This window comes from Granulicella sp. L56, from assembly GCF_009765835.1.
Taxonomy (GTDB): domain Bacteria; phylum Acidobacteriota; class Terriglobia; order Terriglobales; family Acidobacteriaceae; genus Edaphobacter.
Map to the genome: position 1 here is coordinate 634250 of NZ_LMUS01000006.1, position 24506 is coordinate 658755.

The 24506-nt window shown below is 57.5% G+C and carries 21 protein-coding genes; 10 read left to right on the forward strand and 11 right to left on the reverse strand.

Annotated features, from left to right (window positions below; translation table 11 throughout):
• Nucleotides 1-69: 69 nt before the first annotated feature.
• A complete protein-coding gene (locus tag GSQ81_RS10490) occupies nucleotides 70-621 on the forward strand; it encodes a PEP-CTERM sorting domain-containing protein (protein ID WP_158910705.1) in 552 nt (183 codons plus the stop codon).
• Between the two features lie 108 nt (nucleotides 622-729).
• Here GSQ81_RS10490 and pyk read toward each other — a convergent pair whose 3' ends face one another.
• The 4 genes from pyk to GSQ81_RS10510 all read right to left on the reverse strand — a co-directional run bounded on the left by pyk (nucleotide 730) and on the right by GSQ81_RS10510 (nucleotide 5109).
• Nucleotides 730-2274: a pyruvate kinase gene (pyk, locus tag GSQ81_RS10495; protein WP_158910706.1), complete on the reverse strand. Its 1545-nt coding sequence runs from the start codon at nucleotides 2272-2274 to the stop codon at nucleotides 730-732.
• A 78-nt stretch (nucleotides 2275-2352) separates the two neighbouring features.
• Complete coding sequence (locus GSQ81_RS10500) at nucleotides 2353-3255, reverse strand: YihY/virulence factor BrkB family protein (protein ID WP_158910707.1); 903 nt, start codon at nucleotides 3253-3255, stop codon at nucleotides 2353-2355.
• Between the two features lie 40 nt (nucleotides 3256-3295).
• The gene (locus tag GSQ81_RS10505) at nucleotides 3296-3820 is read right to left on the reverse strand and encodes a thioredoxin family protein (protein WP_254060114.1); all 525 of its coding nucleotides are present in this window, start codon (nucleotides 3818-3820) and stop codon (nucleotides 3296-3298) included.
• Nucleotides 3821-3906: 86 nt separating this feature from the next.
• Nucleotides 3907-5109 carry a VWA domain-containing protein gene (locus tag GSQ81_RS10510; RefSeq protein WP_158910708.1) on the reverse strand — a complete coding sequence of 401 codons (1203 nt, stop codon included), beginning with the start codon at nucleotides 5107-5109 and terminating at the stop codon, nucleotides 3907-3909.
• Nucleotides 5110-5391: 282 nt separating this feature from the next.
• Here GSQ81_RS10510 and GSQ81_RS10515 point away from each other — a divergent pair, with 282 nt between their 5' ends.
• Nucleotides 5392-7740: an EAL domain-containing protein gene (locus tag GSQ81_RS10515; RefSeq protein ID WP_158910709.1), complete on the forward strand. Its 2349-nt coding sequence runs from the start codon at nucleotides 5392-5394 to the stop codon at nucleotides 7738-7740.
• Between the two features lie 47 nt (nucleotides 7741-7787).
• Here the strand turns inward: GSQ81_RS10515 and GSQ81_RS10520 are convergent, their stop codons facing one another.
• Nucleotides 7788-8045 carry a GlsB/YeaQ/YmgE family stress response membrane protein gene (locus GSQ81_RS10520; RefSeq protein WP_158910710.1) on the reverse strand — a complete coding sequence of 86 codons (258 nt, stop codon included), beginning with the start codon at nucleotides 8043-8045 and terminating at the stop codon, nucleotides 7788-7790.
• Nucleotides 8046-8323: 278 nt separating this feature from the next.
• Between GSQ81_RS10520 and GSQ81_RS10525 the strand changes: the two genes are divergently transcribed.
• Nucleotides 8324-9199 (forward strand): hypothetical protein, encoded by an 876-nt coding sequence (locus GSQ81_RS10525; RefSeq protein ID WP_158910711.1) that lies wholly within the window; start codon nucleotides 8324-8326, stop codon nucleotides 9197-9199.
• A gap of 47 nt (nucleotides 9200-9246) precedes the next feature.
• Here GSQ81_RS10525 and GSQ81_RS10530 read toward each other — a convergent pair whose 3' ends face one another.
• Nucleotides 9247-10629 carry an ATP-binding protein gene (locus tag GSQ81_RS10530; RefSeq protein WP_158910712.1) on the reverse strand — a complete coding sequence of 461 codons (1383 nt, stop codon included), beginning with the start codon at nucleotides 10627-10629 and terminating at the stop codon, nucleotides 9247-9249.
• Nucleotides 10630-10631: 2 nt separating this feature from the next.
• Nucleotides 10632-11327, reverse strand: a complete 696-nt coding sequence (locus GSQ81_RS10535; protein ID WP_158910713.1) for a response regulator transcription factor — start codon at nucleotides 11325-11327, stop codon at nucleotides 10632-10634.
• Between the two features lie 159 nt (nucleotides 11328-11486).
• Between GSQ81_RS10535 and GSQ81_RS10540 the strand changes: the two genes are divergently transcribed.
• A complete protein-coding gene (locus GSQ81_RS10540; RefSeq protein WP_158910714.1) occupies nucleotides 11487-11969 on the forward strand; it encodes a Spy/CpxP family protein refolding chaperone in 483 nt (160 codons plus the stop codon).
• 24 nt (nucleotides 11970-11993) lie between these two features.
• On the forward strand, nucleotides 11994-12692 hold the full coding sequence (locus tag GSQ81_RS10545) for a hypothetical protein (RefSeq protein ID WP_158910715.1): 699 nt from the start codon (nucleotides 11994-11996) through the stop codon (nucleotides 12690-12692).
• A 37-nt stretch (nucleotides 12693-12729) separates the two neighbouring features.
• On the opposite strand, the gene GSQ81_RS10550 is transcribed toward GSQ81_RS10545, so the two are convergent.
• The 3 genes from GSQ81_RS10550 to GSQ81_RS10560 all read right to left on the reverse strand — a co-directional run bounded on the left by GSQ81_RS10550 (nucleotide 12730) and on the right by GSQ81_RS10560 (nucleotide 16220).
• Nucleotides 12730-14223: an energy transducer TonB gene (locus GSQ81_RS10550; RefSeq protein WP_158910716.1), complete on the reverse strand. Its 1494-nt coding sequence runs from the start codon at nucleotides 14221-14223 to the stop codon at nucleotides 12730-12732.
• A 222-nt stretch (nucleotides 14224-14445) separates the two neighbouring features.
• Nucleotides 14446-15621, reverse strand: a complete 1176-nt coding sequence (locus GSQ81_RS10555) for a sulfite reductase flavoprotein subunit alpha (protein WP_158910717.1) — start codon at nucleotides 15619-15621, stop codon at nucleotides 14446-14448.
• Between the two features lie 62 nt (nucleotides 15622-15683).
• On the reverse strand, nucleotides 15684-16220 hold the full coding sequence (locus GSQ81_RS10560; RefSeq protein ID WP_158910718.1) for a hypothetical protein: 537 nt from the start codon (nucleotides 16218-16220) through the stop codon (nucleotides 15684-15686).
• A 54-nt stretch (nucleotides 16221-16274) separates the two neighbouring features.
• Here GSQ81_RS10560 and GSQ81_RS10565 point away from each other — a divergent pair, with 54 nt between their 5' ends.
• The 5 genes from GSQ81_RS10565 to GSQ81_RS10585 all read left to right on the forward strand — a co-directional run bounded on the left by GSQ81_RS10565 (nucleotide 16275) and on the right by GSQ81_RS10585 (nucleotide 22228).
• Complete coding sequence (locus tag GSQ81_RS10565; RefSeq protein ID WP_158910719.1) at nucleotides 16275-16685, forward strand: hypothetical protein; 411 nt, start codon at nucleotides 16275-16277, stop codon at nucleotides 16683-16685.
• A 139-nt stretch (nucleotides 16686-16824) separates the two neighbouring features.
• Nucleotides 16825-17220, forward strand: a complete 396-nt coding sequence (locus GSQ81_RS10570) for a hypothetical protein (RefSeq protein WP_158910720.1) — start codon at nucleotides 16825-16827, stop codon at nucleotides 17218-17220.
• Nucleotides 17221-17288: 68 nt separating this feature from the next.
• Nucleotides 17289-20135 (forward strand): carboxypeptidase regulatory-like domain-containing protein, encoded by a 2847-nt coding sequence (locus GSQ81_RS10575; protein ID WP_254060115.1) that lies wholly within the window; start codon nucleotides 17289-17291, stop codon nucleotides 20133-20135.
• Nucleotides 20136-20152: 17 nt separating this feature from the next.
• Nucleotides 20153-21418 (forward strand): sialidase family protein, encoded by a 1266-nt coding sequence (locus GSQ81_RS10580; RefSeq protein ID WP_158910721.1) that lies wholly within the window; start codon nucleotides 20153-20155, stop codon nucleotides 21416-21418.
• Nucleotides 21419-21532: 114 nt separating this feature from the next.
• Entirely contained in the window at nucleotides 21533-22228 is a 696-nt protein-coding gene (locus tag GSQ81_RS10585; RefSeq protein ID WP_158910722.1) for an SGNH/GDSL hydrolase family protein, read from the forward strand.
• A 13-nt stretch (nucleotides 22229-22241) separates the two neighbouring features.
• Here the strand turns inward: GSQ81_RS10585 and GSQ81_RS10590 are convergent, their stop codons facing one another.
• Nucleotides 22242-24497 carry a Tex family protein gene (locus tag GSQ81_RS10590; protein WP_158910723.1) on the reverse strand — a complete coding sequence of 752 codons (2256 nt, stop codon included), beginning with the start codon at nucleotides 24495-24497 and terminating at the stop codon, nucleotides 22242-22244.
• Between the last annotated feature and the right edge of the window lie 9 nt (nucleotides 24498-24506).

Genomic DNA, 24506 nt, shown 5'->3' on the forward strand with positions numbered 1-24506 from the left:
AATCTTACAAATCTCTCCCATGGATTGTGGCGTACCGAGTAGGTACGACTAGATCATCCCAGGAGAATTATGAAAAAATATAGTGTACTCATCTGTGGCCTCGCATTAGCAGCGATGGCATCCACTCCCATGTTTGCCGATACGTTCAATTTCAGCTTTGCAGGGAATAGCAGTGTCAGCGGTATTCCCGGGACACCTTTCTCGGGAGTTGGGCAATTCGACGCGCAAGCTACGAGTACATCCGGTGAATTTCTGATCACTGGAGTTACTGGAACTACGGATGGCCAGGTAATTTCCGGCGTCCTGTCGCCGGGCAGCTATGGATTCAATGACAATTTGCTGTTCTTCGCAAATGGAGACAGCTCTGCTTCGCTGGACAATGCAGGTGTTTCCTATCAACTTTCCAACGGCGTCGATGTAAACCTATTTTTGGGGGTTCCGTCGCAATATCAGCAAACATTGTTTGGTTTCGCGAATGGCTTGGTGGTCGAGGCGCAGACGTCTCCGATCAGCATCACGCCTGCGGCAGTTTCAACTGTCCCTGAGCCGAGCTCGATTGCGCTATTGGGAACGGGCATCCTCGGATTGGCAGGAATGGTTCGGCGACGAATCGCTGTCTAGTTGCAGTTGTGCAAATTAGAAGAGCCGCCTCGATATCGAAGCGGCTCTTTATTGTTAATGTCTCGGCTGAGTTCGTAAAGTGTAATCAGCCAGGAGACAGTGACCTTACTATTTCTTCTTGCTCGTCTTGGTGGATTTTTTCTTGCCTGTCTTTCGCGATGGGGTTGTCGTATCGCGGTCGCCTACCATGTGCAGACGCATGAAGTTGGTTGCGCCGGACTTGGTGCGGGTTCCGGCGACGATGCCTACGATCTGGCGAGGCTGAACGTGGCCACCTTTTTCGAGGACCTCTTCTGCCATGTTGACGAGCTTGTCGGTGTCGCGGAAGCGGTCGCAGAGGATCGGGTAGGTGCCCCAGAGCAGCATGGAGCGATTGATGACCTTCTCGAAGGGCGAGAGAGCAAAGATGGGCGGCTCGGGGTGGTACTTCGAGAGCAGGCGCGCGGTCATGCCGGTCTCGGTGAAGATGGCGATGGCGGCTACGTCGAGATCGTCCGCCGCGTGCGACATACACTCGCAGATGGTCTCAGCAATGGAGAGGCGGACGCTGTGCGAGCGGCCGAGAGCGGGACGAGGATCGAGGCGGATCTGGTGCTCGGTCTCGGTGACGATCTTGGCCATCATGGCGACAGACTCGACGGGATACTTGCCGGCGGCGCTTTCGGCTGAGAGCATGACGGCGTCGGTGCCGTCGTAGATGGCGTTGGCTACGTCAGAGGCCTCGGCGCGGGTGGGACGCGGGTTGTCGATCATCGATTCGAGCATCTGCGTCGCCGTGATGACGGGCTTCCGATACTCGGCGGCGCGGCGGATGATGTGCTTCTGAATGGCCGGGACTTTTTCGGGGGGAACTTCGACGCCGAGATCGCCGCGAGCGACCATGATGGCGTCGGTTACTTCGAGGATGCTGTCGAGGTGCTCGATAGCCTGCGGCTTTTCGAGCTTGGCGATGATCCAGGCGTCGGACTTGAGCGCAGCGAGGCGGTTCTTGACGTGACGAACATCGTCAGCGGTGCGAACGAAGGAGACGGCCACCGTGTCCACCCCTTGCGCGACGGCGAAGATGAGGTCTTCTTCGTCCTTTTCGGTGAGCGAAGGAACCTTGACGGGGATGCCGGGGAGGTTGATGCCCTTGTTCTCGCCGAGGGTGCCGCCGTTGATGATCTCGCAGACTACGTCTAAGCCTTTGACCTGCTCGACGCGCAGCTCGATGAGGCCGTCGGAGAGGAGGATGCGGGAGCCGGGTTCGAGGTTTTCGGCGAGCGTCTTGAAGGTCGTGCCGACGAGGGCGGCGGTGCCTTCGATCTCGCGCGGGGTGATGGTGAGGCGCTTGCCCGCAATGAGCTGGACGGCCTTGTGGCCCTTGAGCTTGCCGGTGCGGATCTTCGGCCCCTGCAGGTCGGCGAGGATGCAGATAGGCTTGCCCTCTTCGCGGGCGACCTTGCGGACCATCTTGATCAGCTCGGCCTTCTGGGCGTGGCTGCCGTGGGAGAAGTTGAGGCGGGCGACGTCGAGTCCGGCCCGGACGAGCTTGCGGAAGACTTCGGGAGTGCTGGAGGCAGGCCCGAGGGTAGCGACGATCTTGGCACGGCGGAGGCGCTCGGTTCCGATAAATGAGGGGTCGTTCGGGAGGGGATTTGGAGAAGTCGTCATGAAATCGTTTGCCGCATTCTTTCTACCCCGCGGTGAACCGCAAGGTATGACCAGTGAGTTTTGCTACCGAGGGCAATTTTACCCGGTGGGAGGGGTCTGTGCGCTTGAAAGGGTTGAATGAGTTGGAACAGAGGGGAAAAAATGTGTGTTGCACTGCGCGTTGAACTCCGCTCCGCAGAGAACGCTGAGCGAGATGATATAGAGCCAGAAGAGCAATGCGATGCCCGCGCCGAGCGAACCGTAGACCTGGGAGTAGTTGGCGAAACGGGTGACATACCAGCCGAAGGCCAGCGTGGTGAGGAACCACATGGCGGTGGCTAGGACCGCTCCGGGGATGGTGCGTTTCCAGGACTGCCGCATGGGCGTTCCCATGTGATAGATGAGAGCGATGATGCCGATGCTGCTCGCGAAGGCAATCACCCAGCGGATGATAAGGGCCATGACATAAACCGGGGTGCGGATGGAAGGCATGATGTGCATCGCCATCCATGTGGCGACGATGAAGTGACCGAAGACGATGAGCAGGCTGGCGATCGCAAGAGGAATCAGCGAAAGAGGGACCAGCGCGAAGGCGCGGATGCGGCGCTGCCAGAAGGTCCAGCAGTCGTCGGGAAGATTGTGGGCGCGGCGAAAGCCTTCCATGAAGGTGGCGATGACACTGGAGGCCCCGGTGACGCTGACCAAGATGCCGATGATGATTGCCTGGACGGATTTGGGACTGTGATGGGTGGTGGCGAAGTAGCTTTCGAGGATCGGAGTGACGTCAGAGGGCAGGATGCTGTTGAAGAACTGAGCGAGTTGAAAGCGGAGCGGGGCCATATCCGGCAGAAAGCCGATAAAGGCGGCGGCGATGATGAGCGCGGGAAAGAGCGAGATCATCGCGGAATAGGCCGCCGACTGTGCGACGTTGAAGCAGTCGTGCTCCACTACGCTGAGCAGCGTGCGATGGAAGACGGAGGAGATGCGACGAAATCTTCTCAAGATTGGCGCCCGCGCGGTGCAAGGAGAGTAGTTCGCTGAATCAGGCCTTCCACTGGTTGAGGAACGCGGTCACATCACTGGAGCTCATGTTGCGCATGTTCTCGAACTGGCCCGTCTGCTGGGAGTAGAGCAGCTTGCCGTGGGCGTCGATGACGGCGAGCGCCGGAACTCCCTTGTTGATCGGCACACCATATTTTTTGGGGATGTCGAGGTTCAGGTCCATGTGGCCGATGTAGACGTGGACCACGATGAAGTGTTTGGCAAGAAGGTCCGCGTTGGGCTGCTGGCGGAAATAGATGTCGAGGACCTGGCAGTCGGGGCACCAGTCACCGCCGAAGTCGAGGATGACGCGCTTGTGCTCGGCGCGGGCCTTTGTGAGCGCGGCGGCGATGTCGGCGGTGGGGTTCGCGGTCTCGGAGTAGATGTGCTGCTTGACGAAGGGCGTTGTGAGCTGGGCCTGAGCTTGATTGGGCACGGCTGCTGCCATCGAAATGAGGGCGAGCGAGAGCAACACCGTGCGGAGTCTGAAGTTTAAGTTCGAACTCTTCGAGGTCTTTAAGATCATAGGTATATGCCTTCCTTGCTGCCACCGCTGCTGACGAGGGTCACTGTAGATGATGCACGAAAAGGGCGGGAGGACGCAAAGACGCCTCAATCCATCTTGCGCGGGGCCGAGTCTGCACTGCCGGTGTAATAGCCGTCTCGGGTCTGAACGGTCAGGCCTTTGCCCTTCACTGTGAGATCGATCTGGTGGTATCCATCGGAGGCGGTGGCCTGATCAGGCGTATAGCCGAGGCGATACTGGGCGCGAAGTTCTTCGGCTATCTGGTCATAGATCTGCGCCACGGTCTGCTTTTTGCTGACCTCGAAGAGACGGCCGCCGGTCTCATGCGTCATGCGCTCCAGGATTTTTTTGCCGTCAACATGGCTGGTGCTGTTTCCGCCTCCGGGAGTGTTACCGCCACGACCGCCGCCGCCGCTGCCGGGATAGCCTCCCCCCCCAGGGTAACCGCCACCGCCGGGGTAACGGCCACCACCGGGGAAGCCTCCTCCTCCGCGCCCGCCGGGGAAGCCGCTGCGGGAACGATTGTTGTCGGAGGACTCCTCTCCTTTGAAGTAGATCGCGTAGAGGATCGTATCTGCTCGCTGGGCCGCCTCAATCGCGCTGGTCAGATTTTCTTTGCTGCCCCGGTCGACGCCGTCGGAGAGGATGATGAGGGCCTTGCGGCCTTTTTGTTTGCTCGTAAGTTCGTCGGAGGCAAGGAAGGTTGCATCGTAGAGAGTGGTGCCTCCGCGAGTGCGATGCCCGTTGCTGCTGGAGTCGTCGGGGTCATTGCTCGCGTTGGCGTCTGGACTGGAGGTGTCTATCTCTTTGAGGGCCGCCTGAAGTTTTGGCTTGGAGGGAGTAAGGTCCTGTAAAAGCTCGGTCTGGCGGGCAAACTGAATGACAAACGCCTGGTCGGGAGCGCGGTCGGGCGGGGCGGTAAGCATCTGCTCCAGAAAGGTTCCGCTGGCGGTGCGCTCGTCATCGATGACCTTACGCTGGGAAGCGCTGGTATCGACCAGCAGGCCGAGGGTAAGTGGAAGATTCGAATCGAGATCGAAGTAACGGATGGTCTGGGGATGGCCATCGACCTGAAGCGTGAAGTCGGCTTTGGTGAGGTTTTGCACAAGCGCGCCCTTCTTATCGCGGACGACGACAGGAAGATTGACCAGACGGGCATCGACCGATATCGTCGCTGCGGTGGAGTCCGGCGATGGAGCAGACGCTGAAGGCTTTTGTTGCGCAAAAAGAGGCAGGGCGAGAAAAAGGCCACCGAGCAGGCTAAGCCGAGTAAAACATTGAGCAACCATGCGATGTTAGACGTGAACCTCAGAAGGAGGTTTCAAATTGGGACGACACGATTCAAAGCGACTTTTGGGATTAGAGAAAACCCTGATGATGGTCTCAGGAGCTGAACAGCCGCCTTGCCCAAGGTCGGCTATCCGACAGGTAGTGTGCGAAATGGGATTCATCTGGTGGAAAAATGCTGAAATATTGTTTAATTGAAGCAAATTAAACGTTACTCTCGTAACGAGAAGTAACTTTCTCTACAGCTTCTCCTTCATTAGTTTGATGTTCGATTGAGGTTTTACTTGAAGGCTCAGGTTCTCCCGCATTTGCGGGCGTGGAAGATTGGCTTGCTCGCAGTGGCCTTGGGCCTGATGCTGACAGAGTTTTTGCGCTTAAGTAATTGCAACTACTTAGCCACTGTCGTCGGAGTCACGCTTGCGATGGGGGGAACCATGTTTGCCCTGGGGATCCTGTGGCGGGAACATGATCGCGAGATACGGCGAAAGGCAACCGAAGAAGCTCAGTCAAAATTCCTTGCCGCGGCAGAAACCAGCATGGATGCGTTTGTCATCTTTGAAGCTGTGCGTGACCAGACCGGCGCAATCATCGATTTTCGCTTCCAATATGTAAACGCGAACTTTGAACGGATGATGGGAAAGTCGAGATCGCAACTGCTGGGGCAATTACGGTCCACGATAACGTCCGTTCCGCCAAAGAGCGAGCTGTTCGAGCGGCTCTCCGGGGTTGTGACAACTGGCGATCCGATGTGTGAAGATTTCCTGATCGTCGATCCCGAGATCAACGCGACATGGCTCCGGCTTCAGGTCACCAAGCTGGGCGACGGCATCGCGATGACCTGCTGCGACATCAGTGGAATCAAGACAGCGCAGGAACGCTACAAGCACCTGCTGGAGTTCACCGACTCCGTCTTTCAGAATGCACCATTCAGCATCGTCGCGACCGACATGGAGGGAATCATCACCGCGATGAACGTCGCGGCGGAGAAGCTCACCGGTTATAACCGCGAAGAGCTCGTCGGTAAGGCCCCGCTGACCATTTTGCATGACGAGGCGGAGTTACAGGCAAGGAGCGGCGACAGCGATCCAGTGACAGCATCCGATAGCAACAACTTTCGCCTGCTGACCGCGACGGCTGCCGCGGGCGAGTTGGAAGAGCAGGAGTGGACGCTGGTTCGGCGGGATGGCTCGCGAACTCCGATCAGCCTGGCGATGAGGGCAGTTCGGTCAGACGCTGGCGAGGTGACCGGCTTCGTCGGCATCGCAGTCGACATCACGGATCGCCAGCAGATGCTGGACTATGTCACGCACCTCGCGACCCACGATCAATTGACCGGGCTGATGGGGCGGGCACTCCTTCGGGACAAGACGATGGAGGCGGTGGAGCGGGCGCGGCGTTATGGCACCAAGGTCGCCGTCTTCATGCTCGACCTTGACCACTTCAAACGAATCAACGACTCGCTGGGGCATACGTCGGGCGATCAGATTCTGGTGGAGGCAGCCAATCGACTTCGGCGGTCGGTGCGCAGCACGGACATCGTGGCGCGGGCCGGCGGCGATGAGTTTGTCGTCGTGATGCCGGACATCACCAGCGTTGCGGATGTTGATCAGTGCGCGGCCAACCTGGTGCTCAAACTGTCGCCCGAGATCTCCGTCGACGAGCACCTGGTGAAGGTAACGACGAGTGTAGGGGTCTGCATCTATCCCGACTTTGCCTCCGATGTGAAACATCTGTTCAAACGCGCGGATGCCGCGATGTATGCGGCGAAGGACAACGGCCGCAACCAGCACCAGATCTTCAGCGAAGACATGCTGAAGGAGACGACCGACCGGCTGATGATGGAACACGCGCTCCGCCACGCAATTGCGAATGGAGAGATGGAGCTGCACTATCAGCCCCAGGTTTCGTTGACGACAGGGGCCATCACCGGCATGGAGGCGCTGCTGCGATGGACGCACCCGCGGCTGGGCAAGATTTCACCAGCACAGTTCATCCCGCTGGCGGAAGAGACGGGATTGATTGTGCCCATCGGCGAATGGGCCTTTATGCAGTCGTGCTGCGAAGGCAGGGCACTTCAGGTGGAACTGGGGGTGGATTTGACGGTGTCGGTCAATCTGTCGCCACGTCAGTTCCAGCAGAAGAATCTTGTGCAGGTGATTGAACACTGTCTGGCGAAGAGCGGACTAGCTGCTTCTCACCTGGAAATCGAGATCACCGAGGGCATGCTGATGGTCAACTCCCATGACAATCTCGACAAGCTGCAGAAGATCCGGGAGCTCGGCGCGAGAATCTCGATCGACGATTTTGGCACAGGATTTTGCAGCTTCTCGTACCTGCTGCAATACCAGGTAGACCGCCTGAAGATTGATCAGAGCTTTGTAAGGCAGGCAGAGACGGATATCAATGCCGCTTCCGTAGTGCGGACCATTATTGCGATGTCTCATGGGTTGAACATTAAGGTCGTCGCGGAAGGCGTAGAGACGGATGAGCAGTTGCGCTTTCTGCTCCGCAGAAAATGTGATGAGGCGCAAGGCAACTTTCTCGGGCTGCCCGTCGCGGCAAGAGATTTTGCGGCTGCCGCTCGATCGTACGCCGGGAATATGGGCACTCTGCAAAGTCTGGAGACACTATGAAAGGATGTCCCATGCCCTATGTGGAGACGGAACACCCTTCGGGGGCTTCAGGCAGTCTGACTGCGTTTGATCAAATGGTAGATGCCGAGCAGAATGAGCGCGCCGACAAGCGACATCAGGAAGCCTGCGGACTGGTCCGGCTGATAGTGGCCAATGGCGCGGCCAAGCCACGTCCCCAGAAATGCGCCGGCAATACCGATGAGCATGGTGATAAAGATTCCGCCAGGCTCCTTGCCGGGAATGATGAGTTTTGCAAGCGCACCTACAACAAGACCAATAATTGCCGTCCACAGCAGATGAAGCATAGGGATTCCTCCGTAATTTCCCGGGGCCGCCGGGGTGATTTACAAATCGTTCGGAAAGCATACTCCAGCTTCTCGGAGATGGGGGAATTTTGTTTTGCGTTCGGACCGATTGAAGAGAAGTTCCAGTAATCTGCGCGACCAAATTCAAAAAAGCTCGAGGGACTTCCGGCGTGATTGCAGTTATTTTATAGGGCTGAAACGGCCTTTTCTCTCAGGATTGCTAACGATCGAATAGCGGCCTCGCTGCTGTTGCCATTACTTACAGGAGTTGTTGCAACATGAAATTTCCCCACGGTGCAGTTCTATCCCTATTGTTTTTGTTCATTCCTTCGGCCCATGCACAAACGGCTCCCGTTATCCATCTTCCCTCTTCACCTCAGTTCGTGGCCTCGGCTGCTGCTAAGACAAGTTCTAGTACAGAGAGCAACGAAACACAGCCATCTGAACCTCAATCTCTTGCCACATCGACACGCTCCGGTGCAATTCCCACTCGTGCGCCTGGCCGTATCGGCGTCGATGTGCACGCTGGCATCAACGGTATTGGCGCCGATGTGGCGCTGGCAGTCGCATCCCACTTCAATGTGCGGTTGGGAGGGCAATTCTTCGGCTACTCCAGTTCGTTTCAGGAAGAGGGAGCCAATGTGAACGCGACGCTGCGCCTTGGAGGCGGCCGAGCCTCGCTTGACTGGTTTCCCTTTCATAATGGCTTTCATGTCAGCCCCCTGCTCGTCTTTCTGAACCAGACCAGCGTACGGGCTAAAGTGATTGTGCCTTCGGGAGAGACCATCTCGCTAGACGATGGGGATTACGTCAGCAGCCAGGCCGATCCATTGCATGGAAGCGCCTCCATCGGCGTCTGGAAGACCTCGCCTGGATTGATGATCGGCTATGGCAACATCATTCCACGAAGCGGAAAGCACTTCAGTTTTCCGGTTGAGGCTGGCTTCTACTACGTCGGGCAGCCGACGCTGAAAGTTGACTTCAGCGGAAGCGCTTGCGATCCAACGGAGCCGCAACCGCTCGGCTGCCAGCCAGTGCAACAGGATGCCGGGTTTCAGCACGACCTTGCAGCATTTATACGGCGCAACAATAACAACCTGAGCTACGCCTCGTTTTTGCCCGTTGTCTCTTTCGGCGTTGGTTATAGCTTTTGATCTGCACAGAGATGCCACGGAGTGGGGCTTGAGGGCTGTGACATTCGTCAGCCCTCAGGCTGCATTTCCGAATGCACCGGCAGAACGATTTCGATGCTCAAACCACCGCCTGCCTCGTTCATCGCGCGAATCCTGCCTCCATGAAGATGCAAAATCCTTTCGGCTATCGCCAATCCAAGCCCGGCCCCGGTCGAGTTCGTGCCGCGAGAATCGTCCAAACGGTAAAAAGGTTTGAAGATTTGCGTAAGCTCAGCCTCTGGTACGCCTGTACCGCGATCTCGCACGACGATGATCGCTTCGTGTGCGTCTATCACCGGATTATCCCGGAGGTTGACTTCAACCACTGTTCCGGCGGCCGTAAACCTGACCGCGTTGCGGAGAACATTTTCAATCGCACTCCGCAGAAGACTGGGATCTCCGAGCACAGTCAGATCTGCCTCCTGAACGATGTCTACACGGCTTCCTCGCTCTTGAGCTTCAAATTCAGCGTCGCTGGCAACGCTCGAAACAAGCTCAGACAGATTCACACGCACCAAATTCTGGAGAGTCGAGGCAGCATCAAGTCTGGCCACTGTCAGCAACCGCCCAATCATCTCATTCAGACGCTGCAGATCGATCTCCATGCGATCCAACGCCGGGTCTTCTCCAGCATGGCGGCGCAGTAGATCCAATGCCACATTCATCCGCGCCAACGGAGAGCGTAGCTCGTGAGAGACGTCATTCAATAATTGCCGTTGGCTGGAGATGAGATTCTCCGTTTTATTCGCCATCCGATTGAAGTCTCGAACAAGATCTCCAAATTCGTCTCGACGCAATTCCAGCGCGGCATCTGCACGGACACTCAATTGTCCCGCTGCGATTTGTTGCGCGGCGGAGCGCAGACGAAGTATTGGCTTGGTCAAATATCGTGTCAGAAAGTAGCACACGAGGCCCGACACAAACAGCGCCAAGCCTGCGCGCAACAAGACGGCCATGGGATTAAAACCAAATGCCGCACCCGGCCCCGCCAGCAACTCGGATGCATAGATATAACTGTGTCCGCTGGAGCCTTGAATCGGGATCGCCATCCTCACCAGGCCTCGCCGCATCTCGTAAGCCTTAGGCTCGCCTGTGACGACAGGAGCGACGATCCTCGAAAACTCCGAGCAGGACTCTCCGGCCAGTGGATTGCCCATCGTGTCGAAGAGGCAGGCGTGAATATGCCCATCTTTGAAGAGTTGCTGCGTATAACGTGTGGCCTCGGTGACGCCTCCCTGTTCCAGCGCTCCTACATCTGCCGCACCAAAATATTTTGTTGTATCCGAGAGGCTCGCCTGCCAATGGGAGGGCACGTTTCGCGGTTGCAGTACAAAAGCCAGCACGAGCGTTATTCCAGTTAAGACCACGGTCGCCCAGAACCAGAGAAATATTTTGACGAACAAGCGCGGCACCTTCAAAGCTCCTCGCCGGAAGAACGTGGCGCCAGGAGATATCCACTGCCTCGAATGGTCTTGATGCGCTCGACGTCGCCGTAAATGTCCAGCTTCTTTCGGAGGTTGCTGATGTGTACATCGATCGAGCGATCGAATGCTCCCAGCTTTCTTCCCAGAGCAGCATCGGTCAGATAATCGCGAGTGAGTGCTCGTCCTGCGTTCCGGACCAATGCCTCAAGTAGAGCGAATTCAACGGTTGTCAACTGCACCGATTTGCCAGCGACCCACGCCTCTCTCAGCGCAATGTCGATGGTGATATCTCCTGCGGTACAGCTGTCCCGCCCTGCTCGCCGATCATCCAGTCGCCGCAGAATTGCCTTGATACGGGCGACCAGTTCTCGTGGGTTAAACGGCTTGGGCAAGTAATCGTCTGCTCCCACCTCAAGCCCGATGATGCGGTCGATGTCATCTCCACGGGCCGTCAGCATAAGGACTGGGACTGAGGAATGCATCCGCAACTCTCTGAGCACCTCCATTCCTCCCATTCGCGGCAACATCACGTCGAGAATGACGAGGGAATGGCCGCCGCCGATGGCGCGCTCCAATCCATCTCTCCCATTGTGTACGGCATGCAGGACGAATCCCTCTTCGGCAAGCCGCTCGGTGAGCAGAGTGCAGAGTTCTATATCGTCGTCGATCATCAGCAGCGGATTCATGGCAGCGCGTTTGACCTCTCGCCTATTCCTTCTCGATGTTAGCCGCATCAGCGATTGATGGCACAAGCTTTACCTATCTTTACAATCCTTTACCAACCTTAATCGCACGCACTCCTCGCCGATGCTGTACTCAAGATCAGAAGTTGGAGAGGTGCACCGATGAAACGAAAAACTTTTTGGATAGTGATTGTGGTGGTAGTGATTGTTGCCAGCGCAGCCCTAGCGCGCGCAGCGTTCAAGGGAGGACGCGGCTGGTGCGGGCCCGGCTGGCACCGTGGCGGACCACTGGGCCATGTGGCCCGCGAACTCCACATGAGCAAGGCACAGGTCGCCGAGACCCGCTCGATTGTTGTTGCCGAACGCCCGACGCTAGCCGGGTTGCTCAAAGAACTGATTGGCGAGGCTCATCAAATGGCGGACGCAACCGTCAACGGATCGTTTGATGAAAACAAGGTTCAAGCCATTGCGGCCACAGAGGGCAATACCTTCGCAAAGTTGATGGTAGAGAAAGAGCTGATCAAATCGCGAATCTATGCCACGGTGCTCGATAAAAGTCAGCGCAAATCGGCGGATGAGATGCAGCAGCACTTGCTCGACAGGCTTGACCATGTCGTTACGAAAATGCAAAGGCCGATTCAGTAAGCGTTGGTTTCTGTGAGGAAAATAATGAAAAATGATTCGATTTCCATGTCTCAACAGCGTCACGCTGGCCCTAATCTACTGCTGCTTACAATCGTCTACGCCGGGTTGCTGCTCGCGGGAGGCTCAAGACTCAGCGCCGCCTTCGCTATTCCGCACGACTCCGCTGAAAAGGCAGTCGCCTATGTTGCAAAATATGGCTGGACCATCCAACTAGGCTCCTTCTTCGAACTGCTGTCCGCAATTCCGCTGGGACTCTTCATCGCAACCACCGTCAGCCGCTTGCGGTTTCTCGGTGTCAGCGCTTCGGGAGAGTCCATCGCGTTTCTGGGTGGGACCGGCGCTACGGTGATGTTGATGCTCTCCGCCCTTGCCAACTGGTCACTCACGAGGCCGGGTATCGCCGAGGCGAACGGCGCTGTACAGGCGCTGCGGTCGATCAGCTTCGCCAGTGCAGGGCCTGCCTTCGCTATTTTCCTCGGCTTCTTTATCGCAGGCGTGTCTGTTACCTCTGGCTGCTATAAGCTCATGCCTCGTTGGCTTATGTGGCTTGGTATTGCCGTCGCCGTCGCATGCGAGTTGGCCACGCTGACCGTTCTCAATTTCACGGCAGGCTACTTTATCCCAGTGGGTCGCTTCATCAGCATTGTCTGGATGATTGGTGTGTCGCTCAACCTGCCAGTCAACATCGCTGCTAAAAGAATTGATCCAGTTGGCGAAGAGTAAAATCTGCCTGGCATCACTGTGATCGATCTCAGTGATGCTAATGAACGATCACAGGCGGCGGCCTCAAAGTGAAATCGACATAGACTGTAGTCGCAACGTCCTGGGGCTGCCCATCGACAGAATACGGTCTGTATCGCCACGTACGCACGGCAGCGACCGCCGCGCTTTGCAGAGAGGAAGGCCCCTTGATGACATGCAAAGTTTTAATCGCTCCAGACCTCGATATGGTGGCTTGCAGCGCAACTTGTCCCTCAAGGTGATCCCTTAGAGCTTGAGCTGGATACTCGGGCCGCGGTGCCGAGAGCAGATACCCTGCCATGACGTTCGCGGGGACATATCTGAGCTTTGGACTATCGGAGATGGGGTGAGTATCGGATGAAACGTTGGAGTTGGCGCCATCGAATGCGGTCGAAGGCGTCGACGTGGCTGCGGCTGTACCAACAGCAGTGGCGAGCTGGCTTGTTGATGAAGGAGGCGCAGGCGATGCGCCATCTGCGGTTAAAGCTGGTGATGGGGCAGTAACTGCGGGTGCAGACGTGGCCGGTGGAGGGGAACTGTTGAGATGGGATCGATCCCCTTGAAAACGTGCCAAGAGTGCCTGACCCCGTGCCGAGTGAATGTAGAAAAAAGCAGCAGCGGCGATTGCAGCCAGAACGATAAAGATTACAACGGGAACAATGCGCCGTCTTTTCTCGGTGCCATACTCGAAAGTCGGTGAGGAGAAGTCGTCATCTTCGTCCGTCCGAGGTTCGTCGAGATGAGTTGGACCGAAGAATATGGCCCGACCTCGAGTTGGCAGTGGCGGGTCAATCGCGGGAACCTCTTCGGCAACGGGCATCACGACATCGGGCGCAACAGCATCCGCCGTGCCACGACGCTGGAGAGGTTCGAGCCCCGCCGATTTATTTGCAGAAAGAGCAATTGGAGACGGCTCCATTTTGCCGATTCGCTGTTCAATGGAATCCAGGTGAAGCTTGACCTGCTGTGTATTGCTCTCGAGACGAGAGAGCGTCTGGCGAAGTTCGTTGGAGATCTCAAGTAAGCTGGCTTTGTCTTCAGGCACTTCGGCCGCACTCTTAGCAGGCGAAGCAGGGAGGGAAATCCGGATGGGCTCAGGCTCTTCAGTACGAACGACCGGCTTAGGAGGTAGCACTGCGCGTTGAGAGATTGGTCGCGAAGGTGAGCCGAACTGCTTCCAACATCCGGTGCCCAACAGGAACTCCATCAGCGTGTTCGTCGGCTGGGTGAGGTCGGCAGTTGTATCTGTAACGGACCGACCGCCAACAGAGGCCGCGATGATGCTCATCATATCGGTGAGCAGCAACCCTTCCCTCTCCTTCCTCACGACGGATTTAACCAGCGCCGAGAGGTCCATTCGAAACTGGTTGCTGCTTTCGAGCGTCCTTGTAAATTCGAAGAGATCGTCGGCCGATCCATGACGGATGTGATTCGTGTCGAGCAGCGAACGAAACTCCGCGATAGCGCTTCCAAAGCGCTGGACCGTCTCCTGCGTGTCTAAAAAGAAAGGCATCCCCTCTTTGATGGACAGCGCTTTAATAAGGGTTGCGTGCAAAGTGCAGGAATCGGGCCGTCTGCTGTAAGCGGAGATATATCAGCAGATAAAATTGGGCCGCTCTGCTCAAAGAGAGTGATCCAAGCTAGAGTCCAGAAAATAAGCGCCTTAAGGAAGATCAGGCCAACTCCGAAACGTCGGAGTTGGCCTGGGTCTTTTTCGATTCGCAAGCTTTCGCTTCTAGTAGACATCCCTCTGATAGCGCTTCTGCTTCTTCATCGTCGCGAGGTACTCTGCCGCATGTTCAAGCGTGCCGTTCGATCCTCTGGCGATTACATCGAGCAGAGCAGTTTCTACGTCCTTCGCCATACGCGTCGCATCGCCGCAGACATAGAAGTACGCGCCGCGCTCGAGCCATGCATACAGCTCGGCAGCCTTCTCCTGCATACGGTCCTGCACATAGACCTTCTTCGCCTGATCGCGCGAAAATGCCGTATCAAGATGCGTCAACACACCATCCTTGTGCATTCCCTGCAGCTGTTCCTTATAGAGAAAGTCCATCGCCTCGCGCTGCTCGCCGAAGAAGAGCCAGTTGTCGCCAGGCTCACCCTTCGCCTGCCGCTCTTCAAGAAAAGAGCGGAAGGGAGCAATTCCTGTTCCCGGCCCGATCATGATCACCGGGGCCGATGTATCTTCCGGCAGCCGGAAGTTTCCGTTCGCATGAAGGAAGATCGGCATCTTGATGCCGACGCCGGCGCGGTCGCCGAGGTGTCCGCTGGCCACGCCCTGACGGTTGCGGCCATGCGCGTCGTATCGCACCACGCGCACCGTGGTCTGCACATTGTCGTTGTGCATCGCCTGGCTCGACGCGATGGAGTACATGCGCGGCGTCAAACGCTGCAGCACATGAAACAGCTCCTGAGGATCTTTCACGACGCCGGGAAAGTCCGTGGCGAGATCCACAAACTCGCGACCCCAGCAATATTCTTCAGCGCGGGCTTTGTGCTCGGGGCCAACCATCACCTTCAGCCCTTCGATCTCGGGTGCCAGCTTCGCATACTGGTTCACGCTGCCGCGTGCGAGCTTGCCGATGCCCAGCCGCGTCCGCAGCGCCTCTTCGAGGCTAATCTCTACCTTGTAGTGGTCCAGCACGCGCTCGTCACCCTTGAAGCCCAGAGCGGTCAATGCCTCCGCAACCGCCTCGGGGCGGTTCTCGGGGAGGATCCCGACCGCATCGCCGGGGGTGTAGGCCATGCCATCTTCGAGCGATAGCTCCACATGCCGGGTCTCTTTTTCCGATCCCTCAGCCGTCAATAGCTCGTTGACAGTAACCGTCGAAAAATACGGGTTATTGCGTGTGTACTTCGCCGCGTGCGCCGGCGCTGACTTAGCTTCCTGCTCCAAAACCTCACTCATCCCTTAATGATAAAAGGTAATGGCCATTCCGCAAAATACATTCGCACACAGATGCAATCTTCTTATGGCAGCCGAAACACAATTCCCGTGCTCAGCGTCTTGGGAACGAAGCTGTCTCCGAGCCCCGCAAGCCTGCCATAGCTGAACTCCACCACCCGCCAATCGATCCTCGGCAGGATAGTAAAGTCAACGCCACCAACAAACTGATAGGCAAATTTGGTCGATGACGTTCGCGCCGACCCTTGCCCTACCTTCAAATGCCCGAGGCCGCCCAGCACCTCTCCATAGGGTTTGAACGGCAAGACACGCGGCGTCACCGCAAGGCGCACCCCACCCAGTAGGGTGTCGAGCGTCTGGTTGGTATAGGCTCCGTTCGTGTTGCCACTCCCCGCAAAGGTTCCGCGAACGTCCAGCCCGGTGGCGAACAATCCATGCTCCGCGTCGTGATAGAGGCCCACCGTCGGCCCATACATCCATGATGTGTTTGGAGCACTCAACTTGGCCGCGGTGAACTCACCATAGATAGCAGTCTGTGCATGAGCCATACCAACCAGCCCCAACGTCATCATTCCCAACAAACAGATTCTGATAAAACGCATAAACATCTTCCAATTTTAAGCTTCTCGCCGCAGCTTGTCCTGTGCGCGAACCTGATGGATAAACCCATCAGCTACAATCGCAGTGTGCGACGCATTCTGGCACTTTCGCTGTTGCTGCTCTTCAGCTTTCCGCTGGTGTCGCCGCTGCTCGCGCTCTCCACAAACTCAGACTCGAACCTGCCAGCCTGCTGCCGCCGCAACGGAGTCCACCACTGCCAGATGAAGGTGCAGCGGCCGGGCGCCTCCGCGCATCAGGTCACAGTTTCCACCGTTTCGACGAAGTGCCCCTTTTATCCCAGCCCGGCAACGCTGGTTCGGCACAACGACGCACGGCTTCATGCCAGCACCCGCCTGCTTGCTGCATCTGTGAATCACAGCACCGTCAAAGCGCACCCCTGCGCTCATGTCCGGATTGCCCTTGATACAGCATGGCAAAAGCGCGGCCCTCCTAGCTACATCTCCTAACCTCTAAAAACTGATCCGACATTGTTCGCTTCGCGCCCGTAACTCAAGGCTCCACTTTTATGTGGTGCGACGCTGTACACGAACAATCTCATGTCTTCTTCCAAAGTCGCCCTATAAACATTGCTGCGTAAGGCTGCTTGTGCGTCGTGTTCTCTCCATCTCGCTGCTGTTGCTGTTCATGCTGCCGCTGGTCTCGCCGCTCTTCGCGGCGTCCACGGCAGACGCGAACGTGCCTGTGTGCTGCAGGCGCAATGGCAAGCATCATTGCATGATGGCGGCTGCCATTGCGCAGCGTTCCTCCAGCGACACTGGCAAAGCTGAAACCGCAAGCGTGCAGGAGAGCTGCCCCTATAGCGCAGCCGTTCCCGCAGTCGTCAATCTTCCCTTCAACCCCGACGAAATCCAGACGGCAGTCTCCGCCGTCACCATCAGTTCGTCGGCTCACCCAACCCAGATCGAAGTTTCCCCCCGCGTTTCCATCGACCGCTCCCACCAGAAACGCGGTCCTCCATCACTGAGACTCTCCCGCTCCTGAACACAGGAAATGGACAGTGCGGCATAGCGCGACAACCGTGCACCGCACCCGAACCTTTGGAGGAATCAGTGCAGCTTCTCAGGCATCACCTTGCAGTCATCGTCTTCACCTTTGCCGCTCTCACAACCACCAGTGCGCAGCAGACCGTGAACAACGCTTCTCTCAGCGGACGCGTCATCGATCCGTCCGGCGCTGTCATCGCCAACGCGCAGATCACAGCAACCCAGACGGCAACCAATATTTCGCGCACGATCTCAACCAGCAAAGACGGGCGTTTTCGCTTCCCTTATCTCTCCCTCGGCACTTATAACGTCCACGTCCACCAACAAGGCTTCGCAGAAGCCGACCGTTCCATCACCCTGACCGTCGGTGCGGACTTCGATCTGCAAATTGCGCTCCCTCTGGCCGGAACCCAGACCTCAGTTAACGTATCCAGCCAGTCCATGCTTCTCGAAACCAACCGCAGCGAAGTTGCCAACACCATCTCTCCGCACGAGATCGAGAACCTCTCCCTGCTGGGCCGAAACTTCCTCGACCTGGCTCTCCTCGTTCCCGGTGTCTCACCCACCAACACCGCCAGTACGCAGCTCTTCGCCGAAACCTCCGCCGTCCCCGGGCAGGGAATCTCCATCGGCAGTCAGCGCAACTTCTCCAACAGCTTCGTCGTCGATGGCCTCTCCGCCAATGATGACGCCGCGGGACTCACCGGAACCTTCTACGGACTCGACGTCGTGCGCGAGTTTCAGGTCGTCACCTCCGGCGGTCAGGCCGAGTTCGGCCGCGCACTCGGCGGCTACATCAACATGGTCACCAAGAGCGGCACCAATGCGCTCCACGGCAGCCTCTACGGCTATCTGCGCAACCAGCGCCTCAACGCCGACAATGCGCTCTCACAAAGTAAGCTGCCCATCACGCAAGCCCAATACGGAGCCAGCCTCGCAGGCCCCATCCTGCGCAACCGTACCTTCTACTTCACCAACTTCGAACGCAAGCAGCTCAATCAGGACGGACTCATCACCATCGCGCCCGCCAACGTCGCCGCCATCAACAGCCGTCTCCAAACCATCGGCTACCAGGGCCCGCAGATCACGACTGGCCTCTACTCAAACCCGGTCCACACAAATAACTTCTTTGCCAGGATCGATCATCACCTCAACGACCGCGACCAGCTCAGCGCGCGTTACAGCCTCTACGAAGTGGACAGTAAGAACTCGCGCGGCGTCGGCGGGCTAAGCGCCATCAGCGCTGCGGCTGCGCTTCACGATATCGACCAGACCATCGCCGTCAGTAATATCTTCACCCTCTCTCCCCGAACCGTAAACGAAACCCGCGGCCAGTTCACTCGAAGTAACCTCACAGCGTTGCCCAACGACGCCACTGGCCCTGCCGTCAGCATCTCCGGCGTCGCCTCCTTCGGCACACTCTCCGCCTCTCCCACAGGCCGCCTCGACTACCTCTACGAAGTAGTCGACAATCTCTCTCATCAGGCAGGCAGCCATTCGCTCCGCGCTGGCGTGGACTTCCTCTTCAACGACCTCACCATCACCTTCCCCATGTCCAACCGTGGAAGCTACTCCTTCTCTTCGCTCAATAATTTTCTCAACGACACCTACAACAACTCGGGCTACACCCAATCCTTCGGCAACCCCCTCGTGCCGCAGACCAACCCCAATCTCGGCCTCTATGTGCAGGATGAATGGAAGCTCGCGCGATCCCTCACGCTCAACGCTGGTCTCCGCTACGATCTGCAATTTCTCAAATCCATCGCCACGGACACCAACAACATCTCGCCAAGGATAGGCTTCGCCTGGTCACCACATCGCACTACTGTAGTTCGCGGAAGCTACGGACTCTTCTACGATCGTGTTCCCCTGCGTCCGCTCTCAAACGCGCTCCAGTCGAGCAACAACACGACCAACATCAACAGCTCCACTTTCGTTACCGTCAGCGTTTCGCCGACTCAAACCGGAGCGCCCACCTTCCCCAACATTCTCACAACACTCCCCACGGGTGTTCTGGTCAACTTCACCACGATGGACCCGCATATCCAGAACGCCTACTCCGAGCAGGCCAGCCTCGAAGTCGAACAGCAGCTAAGCGCCAGCAGCAATCTCAGCCTCAGCTACCAACATCTGCGCGGCCTCCATCTGCTTGCCTCCGTCAACCAGAACACGCCCACCTGCATTGCCACCGGCAACAACAACGGCTGCCGTCCCAACGCCGCCTACGGCAACAATAAGCAGTACCAGTCCGCCGGAGACTCCTACTACGACGGGCTCTCCGTCTCCTTCCAGCAAAAGCCAACGCGCTGGGGAGCTTACCGCATCTCCTACAACTGGTCGAAGGCAATCGACGACGTAGGAGAATTTTTCTTCAGTTCACCCATCAACAATTTCGATATCGCCGAAGACCGTGGCCTCTCCGACGACGATCAGCGCAATCGCCTCGTCTTCGACGGCACCATCCATACTGCGATGCAGCCATCCCACGGACTTTGGAGCCACGTCACCAGCGGCTTCCTGCTCAGCACCATGCTCCAGTACTACACCCCTTCGCCCTTCAACATCACCACCGGAACCAATAGCATTCAGGGCACAACCCTGCGCCCCTGCGTATCCGGCATCGCCAACTGCACCCAGGCGCTGCCCGGAACCGTCATCGCACGCAACGCCGGAGTTGGCTTCAACTTCTTCAACATGAACACTCGCCTTAGCCGCACCTTTCCCCTGGGAGACCGCTTCCGTCTCGAAGCCATCGCAGAAGCCTTCAACGCACTCAACCATCGCAACGACCTCATTCCGAACGGAACCTTCGGAACCGGCACTTACCCCAACGCAGCCAACTCCAGCTTCGGCCATGCCACCGCTGTCGGCGATCCGCGGCAGGTTCAACTCGCAGCCCGCCTGACTTTCTAACAATCAAAGGAACCGTGATGACCAGAAGCATCTCGACAAATCGCCTCGTTGCAATCAGCCTCACCATCGTCGCGGTGCTGGTCATCGCGTTCTTCCTCTGGCGGCACACACGCCCTCTCATCCAAACCGGGCATCAGGCGTTCGTCTTCGAGGCCCATCCACACGCTCTCGGCATCGAAGCAAAACGTCCCGTCGTCGCCGCCACCGTCACTGGCGGACTCTATCTCCTTGCCGTAGAAGACAGCGCACTCACCCTGCGCATGTCCCATGATAGCGGTGAACACTGGATGCCCGCCACCTCCCTCAGCACACCGGGCAACACTGTAAACACCTCCGCCGAAAACGCCCCGCAACTGGTCGCACACGGCATGTACGCCTTCGCGCTTTGGCAGCAAAAAGGCGCAGCCGATCAAACACAACTCGTCGAAGCTCGCTCCACGGGCATGGGCACAGCGCCACCACTCTCCACTATCGTCACTGACAAGCCAGCAGCGGACAAATCCTACTCCGGCTTCGCAACTTTAGCCGTAGCTCCCAACGGTGACGTCTACGCCGCATGGCTTGATGGCCGCGACAATACTTCAGCCTCAACTGGCACCTTCAACGTCTACCTCGCCCGGTCCACCGATCGTGGCGCGACCTTCCACCACAATGTAAAAGTAGCCACCCTCGCCTGTCCCTGCTGCCGCCCCTCTGTCGCTATTGCAGCCGATGGCACCGTGTATGTTGCCTACCGTCACGTCTATGGCGACAACGAGCGCGACATCGCCGTCGCCGCCTCGGCCGATCACGGCGCGCACTTTGGCCCACCCGTCCGCGTCGCCAACGATCATTGGAAGCTCTTCGGCTGCCCGGAATCCGGCCCGGTCACAGCAGCACAAGGCAACAAGCTCATCGTAGCGTGGTACACAGCCACAGGCGAACACCCCGGTATCCGCATGGCCGCTTCGCATGACGGCGGCCAAACCTTCTCGAAGGAAATCTCCGTCAGCGAAGGCGTCGAAAACGCAAACCACCCATACCTCTCCATGGCCGACGACGGCACCATCGCCCTCGTCTTCTCAGGCCGCCAGGCAACAAAAGGCGGCGACTGGAACAGCCTCACACCCTACGCTCTCCGCATCGACACGAGTGGTCACGTCTCAGACACAACTCACGTTCCGGCTGATGCCTCCGGCGAACGCTACCCCACCGCCGGCCTCTCTCCCGACGGCGATATCTATGTCGTCTGGAGCGGAACTGATGCAACCCACGCCTCGCTCATCCGCGGCACCTCGCATTAGGCAAATGATTGCGACGCAATTTGACAACCGCCAGAATCGCAATCTATAAGCATCTCTGGTCGTCATAAGTGAAATTAAAATTTCACTTATAGATACATTTGCTCGGTGAACTTAATGCAAACTCGTCCCCGCACGATCGCTCTTCTCCTCTGTGCCAGCTTCATGCTTCCGGCGGCCGTCGCTCAGGCTACAAAAATACCCGCATCCAATAACATTCTCGAAACCATCGAGTGGACGTGGGCGGCTAAGCCCGATGCCCCCGATCCTGCGCTGCCCAACGTCCTGCTCCTCGGCGACTCCATCACCCGTGGCTACTATCCCGAGGTCACAAAACTCCTCGCCGGACGCGCCAACTGCTATCTCTTCGCCACCTCCGCAGCCTCCGGCGATCCGCGCCTTATCCATCAGGTGGCCGACTACTTCGCAATGATGCCGCTGAAGTTTACCGTCATTCACTTCAACAATGGAATGCACGGATGGAAGTACACCGAAGCCGCCTATGGCAGTTCTCTTCCCCAATTGGTCGAAACGCTGCGCGCAAAATCGCACGGAGCAAAGCTGGTCTGGGCCACCACCACGCCAGTCCACACAGCCGATTCAGGCGGAGCCACCAACCCGCGCATCGATCAGCGCAACGCCGAATCTCTCCGCACCATGCAGCGCTTTCATATCGCCATAGACGACCAGCACGCTCTCATGGCTGCGCATGATGACCTTCACAACGGCGATGTCCACTACACCGAAGCAGGCAGCGCGGTACAGGCAAAACAAGTTCAACAGATCGTCGAAAAATTATTGCCAGCTAACTAAGATCTGGCAATCACTACGAGACCTTCCACTTCGTAGCCAGCAGATTCAACTTGTCGTTCATCGAAATCTCAGGCTTCTTCGGAGCTTCTCTCTGCACCCGCTGCGCCGGTCCCATCAGCGCCTTCATCGACAGAGCAATCCGCTTCGTCTTCACATCCGCGCTCAGCACCTTGACCTTAACAATCTGCCCCGCCTTCACAGCCTCTGACGGATCTTTGATAAACCGGTTCGACAGCTCGCTGACATGCACCAGCCCATCCTGATGCACGCCGATGTCAACAAACGCGCCAAACTTGGTCACATTCGTCACTACACCCTCCAGCACCATCTCCGGCTGCACATCAGCAAACTCGCGGACCGTTTCATTGAAGCTCGGCGCAACGAATTTATCGCGCGGATCGCGCCCCGGCTTCTTCAACTCTTCCAAGATGTCCTTCAACGTGTAAGTTCCTGCAGAAAGTAGCTTCGCATCCACTTTTGTCAGCAACTCGGGCCTGCGAATCAACTCTCCCACCGGAGCGTCCAGCGACTTCGCAATCTCCTCCACTACGCCATACGACTCAGGATGCACCGCCGTCATATCCAGCGGATTCTCTCCATTCCGTATCCGCAAAAATCCCGCCGCCTGCTCAAAGGTCTTCGCCCCGATTCCGGTAACTTTGTTCAACTCTGTCCGCGAGCGAAACTGGCCATGCTCATCGCGGTAGCTCACAATGTTCAACGCAGTCCGCTCCGTAATCCCTGAGACGTAGCGCAGCAGCGTCCACGAAGAGGTGTTGAGATCAACCCCCACGCGGTTCACGCAACTCTCAATCACCGTCTCCAACGACTGCTGCAACTGCCGCTGATCGACGTCATGCTGATACTGCCCCACGCCAATCGACTTCGGATCGACCTTCACCAGCTCCGACAGCGGGTCCTGCAACCGCCGCGCAATCGAGATCGCACCACGCACCGTCAGATCAAGATCAGGAAACTCCTGCCGTGCAATATCCGACGCCGAGTAGATACTCGCGCCCGACTCGCTCACCGTGACGGAAAAGATATTGTCCAGCCGACGTTCGCGCAGAAAGTCCCGCACAAACGCGTCCGTCTCCCGCGAAGCTGTCCCATTGCCAATCGCAATCGCGCGAACATTGTGTTCCACCAGCAACTTCTCCAGTACCTTGGCCGCACCGTCCGCAGCGCCCTTCGACGTATGCAAATAGAGCACGTCATTCGCCAGAAACTTGCCCGTCTGGTCCACCACGGCGACCTTGCACCCCGTACGCAACCCCGGATCAATTCCCAGAATTGAGATCGGCCCAGCAGGGGGAGCCAACAGCAGATGATGCAGGTTGTCGCGAAACACCTGAATCGCATCCGTATCCGAACGCTTCTTCAGCTCCAGCCGCAGCTCACCCTGGATCGAAGGATTCAGCAGCCGCTTCCACGCATCCTCCATCGCCAGCTCAAGCTGCGCCGTCCAGTCCCCCTGCTTCCGCAATACGCGCGGCCGCATTACGCCCAGCGCACGCAGAGGCTCCATCTCGATCAGGAAGTAAAGCACCGACTCGCTCTCGCCCCGGCGAACCGCCAGCATTCGATGCGACGGAATCGTCTTCACCGGCTCGCGATACTCGTAGTACATCTTGAACTTTTCCTGCTCATCGACCGCATCCATCGCCTTGCGGCTCACAATAATGCCCTCGTCGAACATCAACTGCCGCAGCGCCTTGCGCAGGTCGGCATCCTCGCTCAACATCTCGGCGACGATATGGCGCGCACCTTCCAGCGCTTCCTCCACGCTGTTGACTTCCTTTGCAGCAACCACAAAACCTGCGGCCAGCTCTGCCAGCGGTTGCGGCCCAGCCTCCTGCGCCATCAGATAAAGCGCCAACGGCTCCAATCCTTTCTCTCGGGCAATCGTCGCCTTGGTCCGCCGCTTCGGTTTGTATGGAAGATAGAGGTCCTCCAACTCACTCTTATCGAGTGTGGCCTCGATGCGCGCCTTCAACTCATCGGTCAGCTTGCCCTGCTCCAGAATGGAAGCCAGGATCGTCTCCCGCCGGGACACGAGGTCGCGAAAGTAAGCCAGCTTCTCTTCGATATCGCGAATCTGAACTTCATCCAGATTTCCCGTGGCTTCCTTGCGATAGCGTGCAATAAAAGGAACGGTTCCGCCCTCATGGAGCAGCTCAATCACGGCGACCAGCCCACGCATGGGCACATTTAACGAAGTTGCAATATGAAGAAGAATTTCAGGGGAGAGAACTTTAGGATCAGCCATGGATATCTT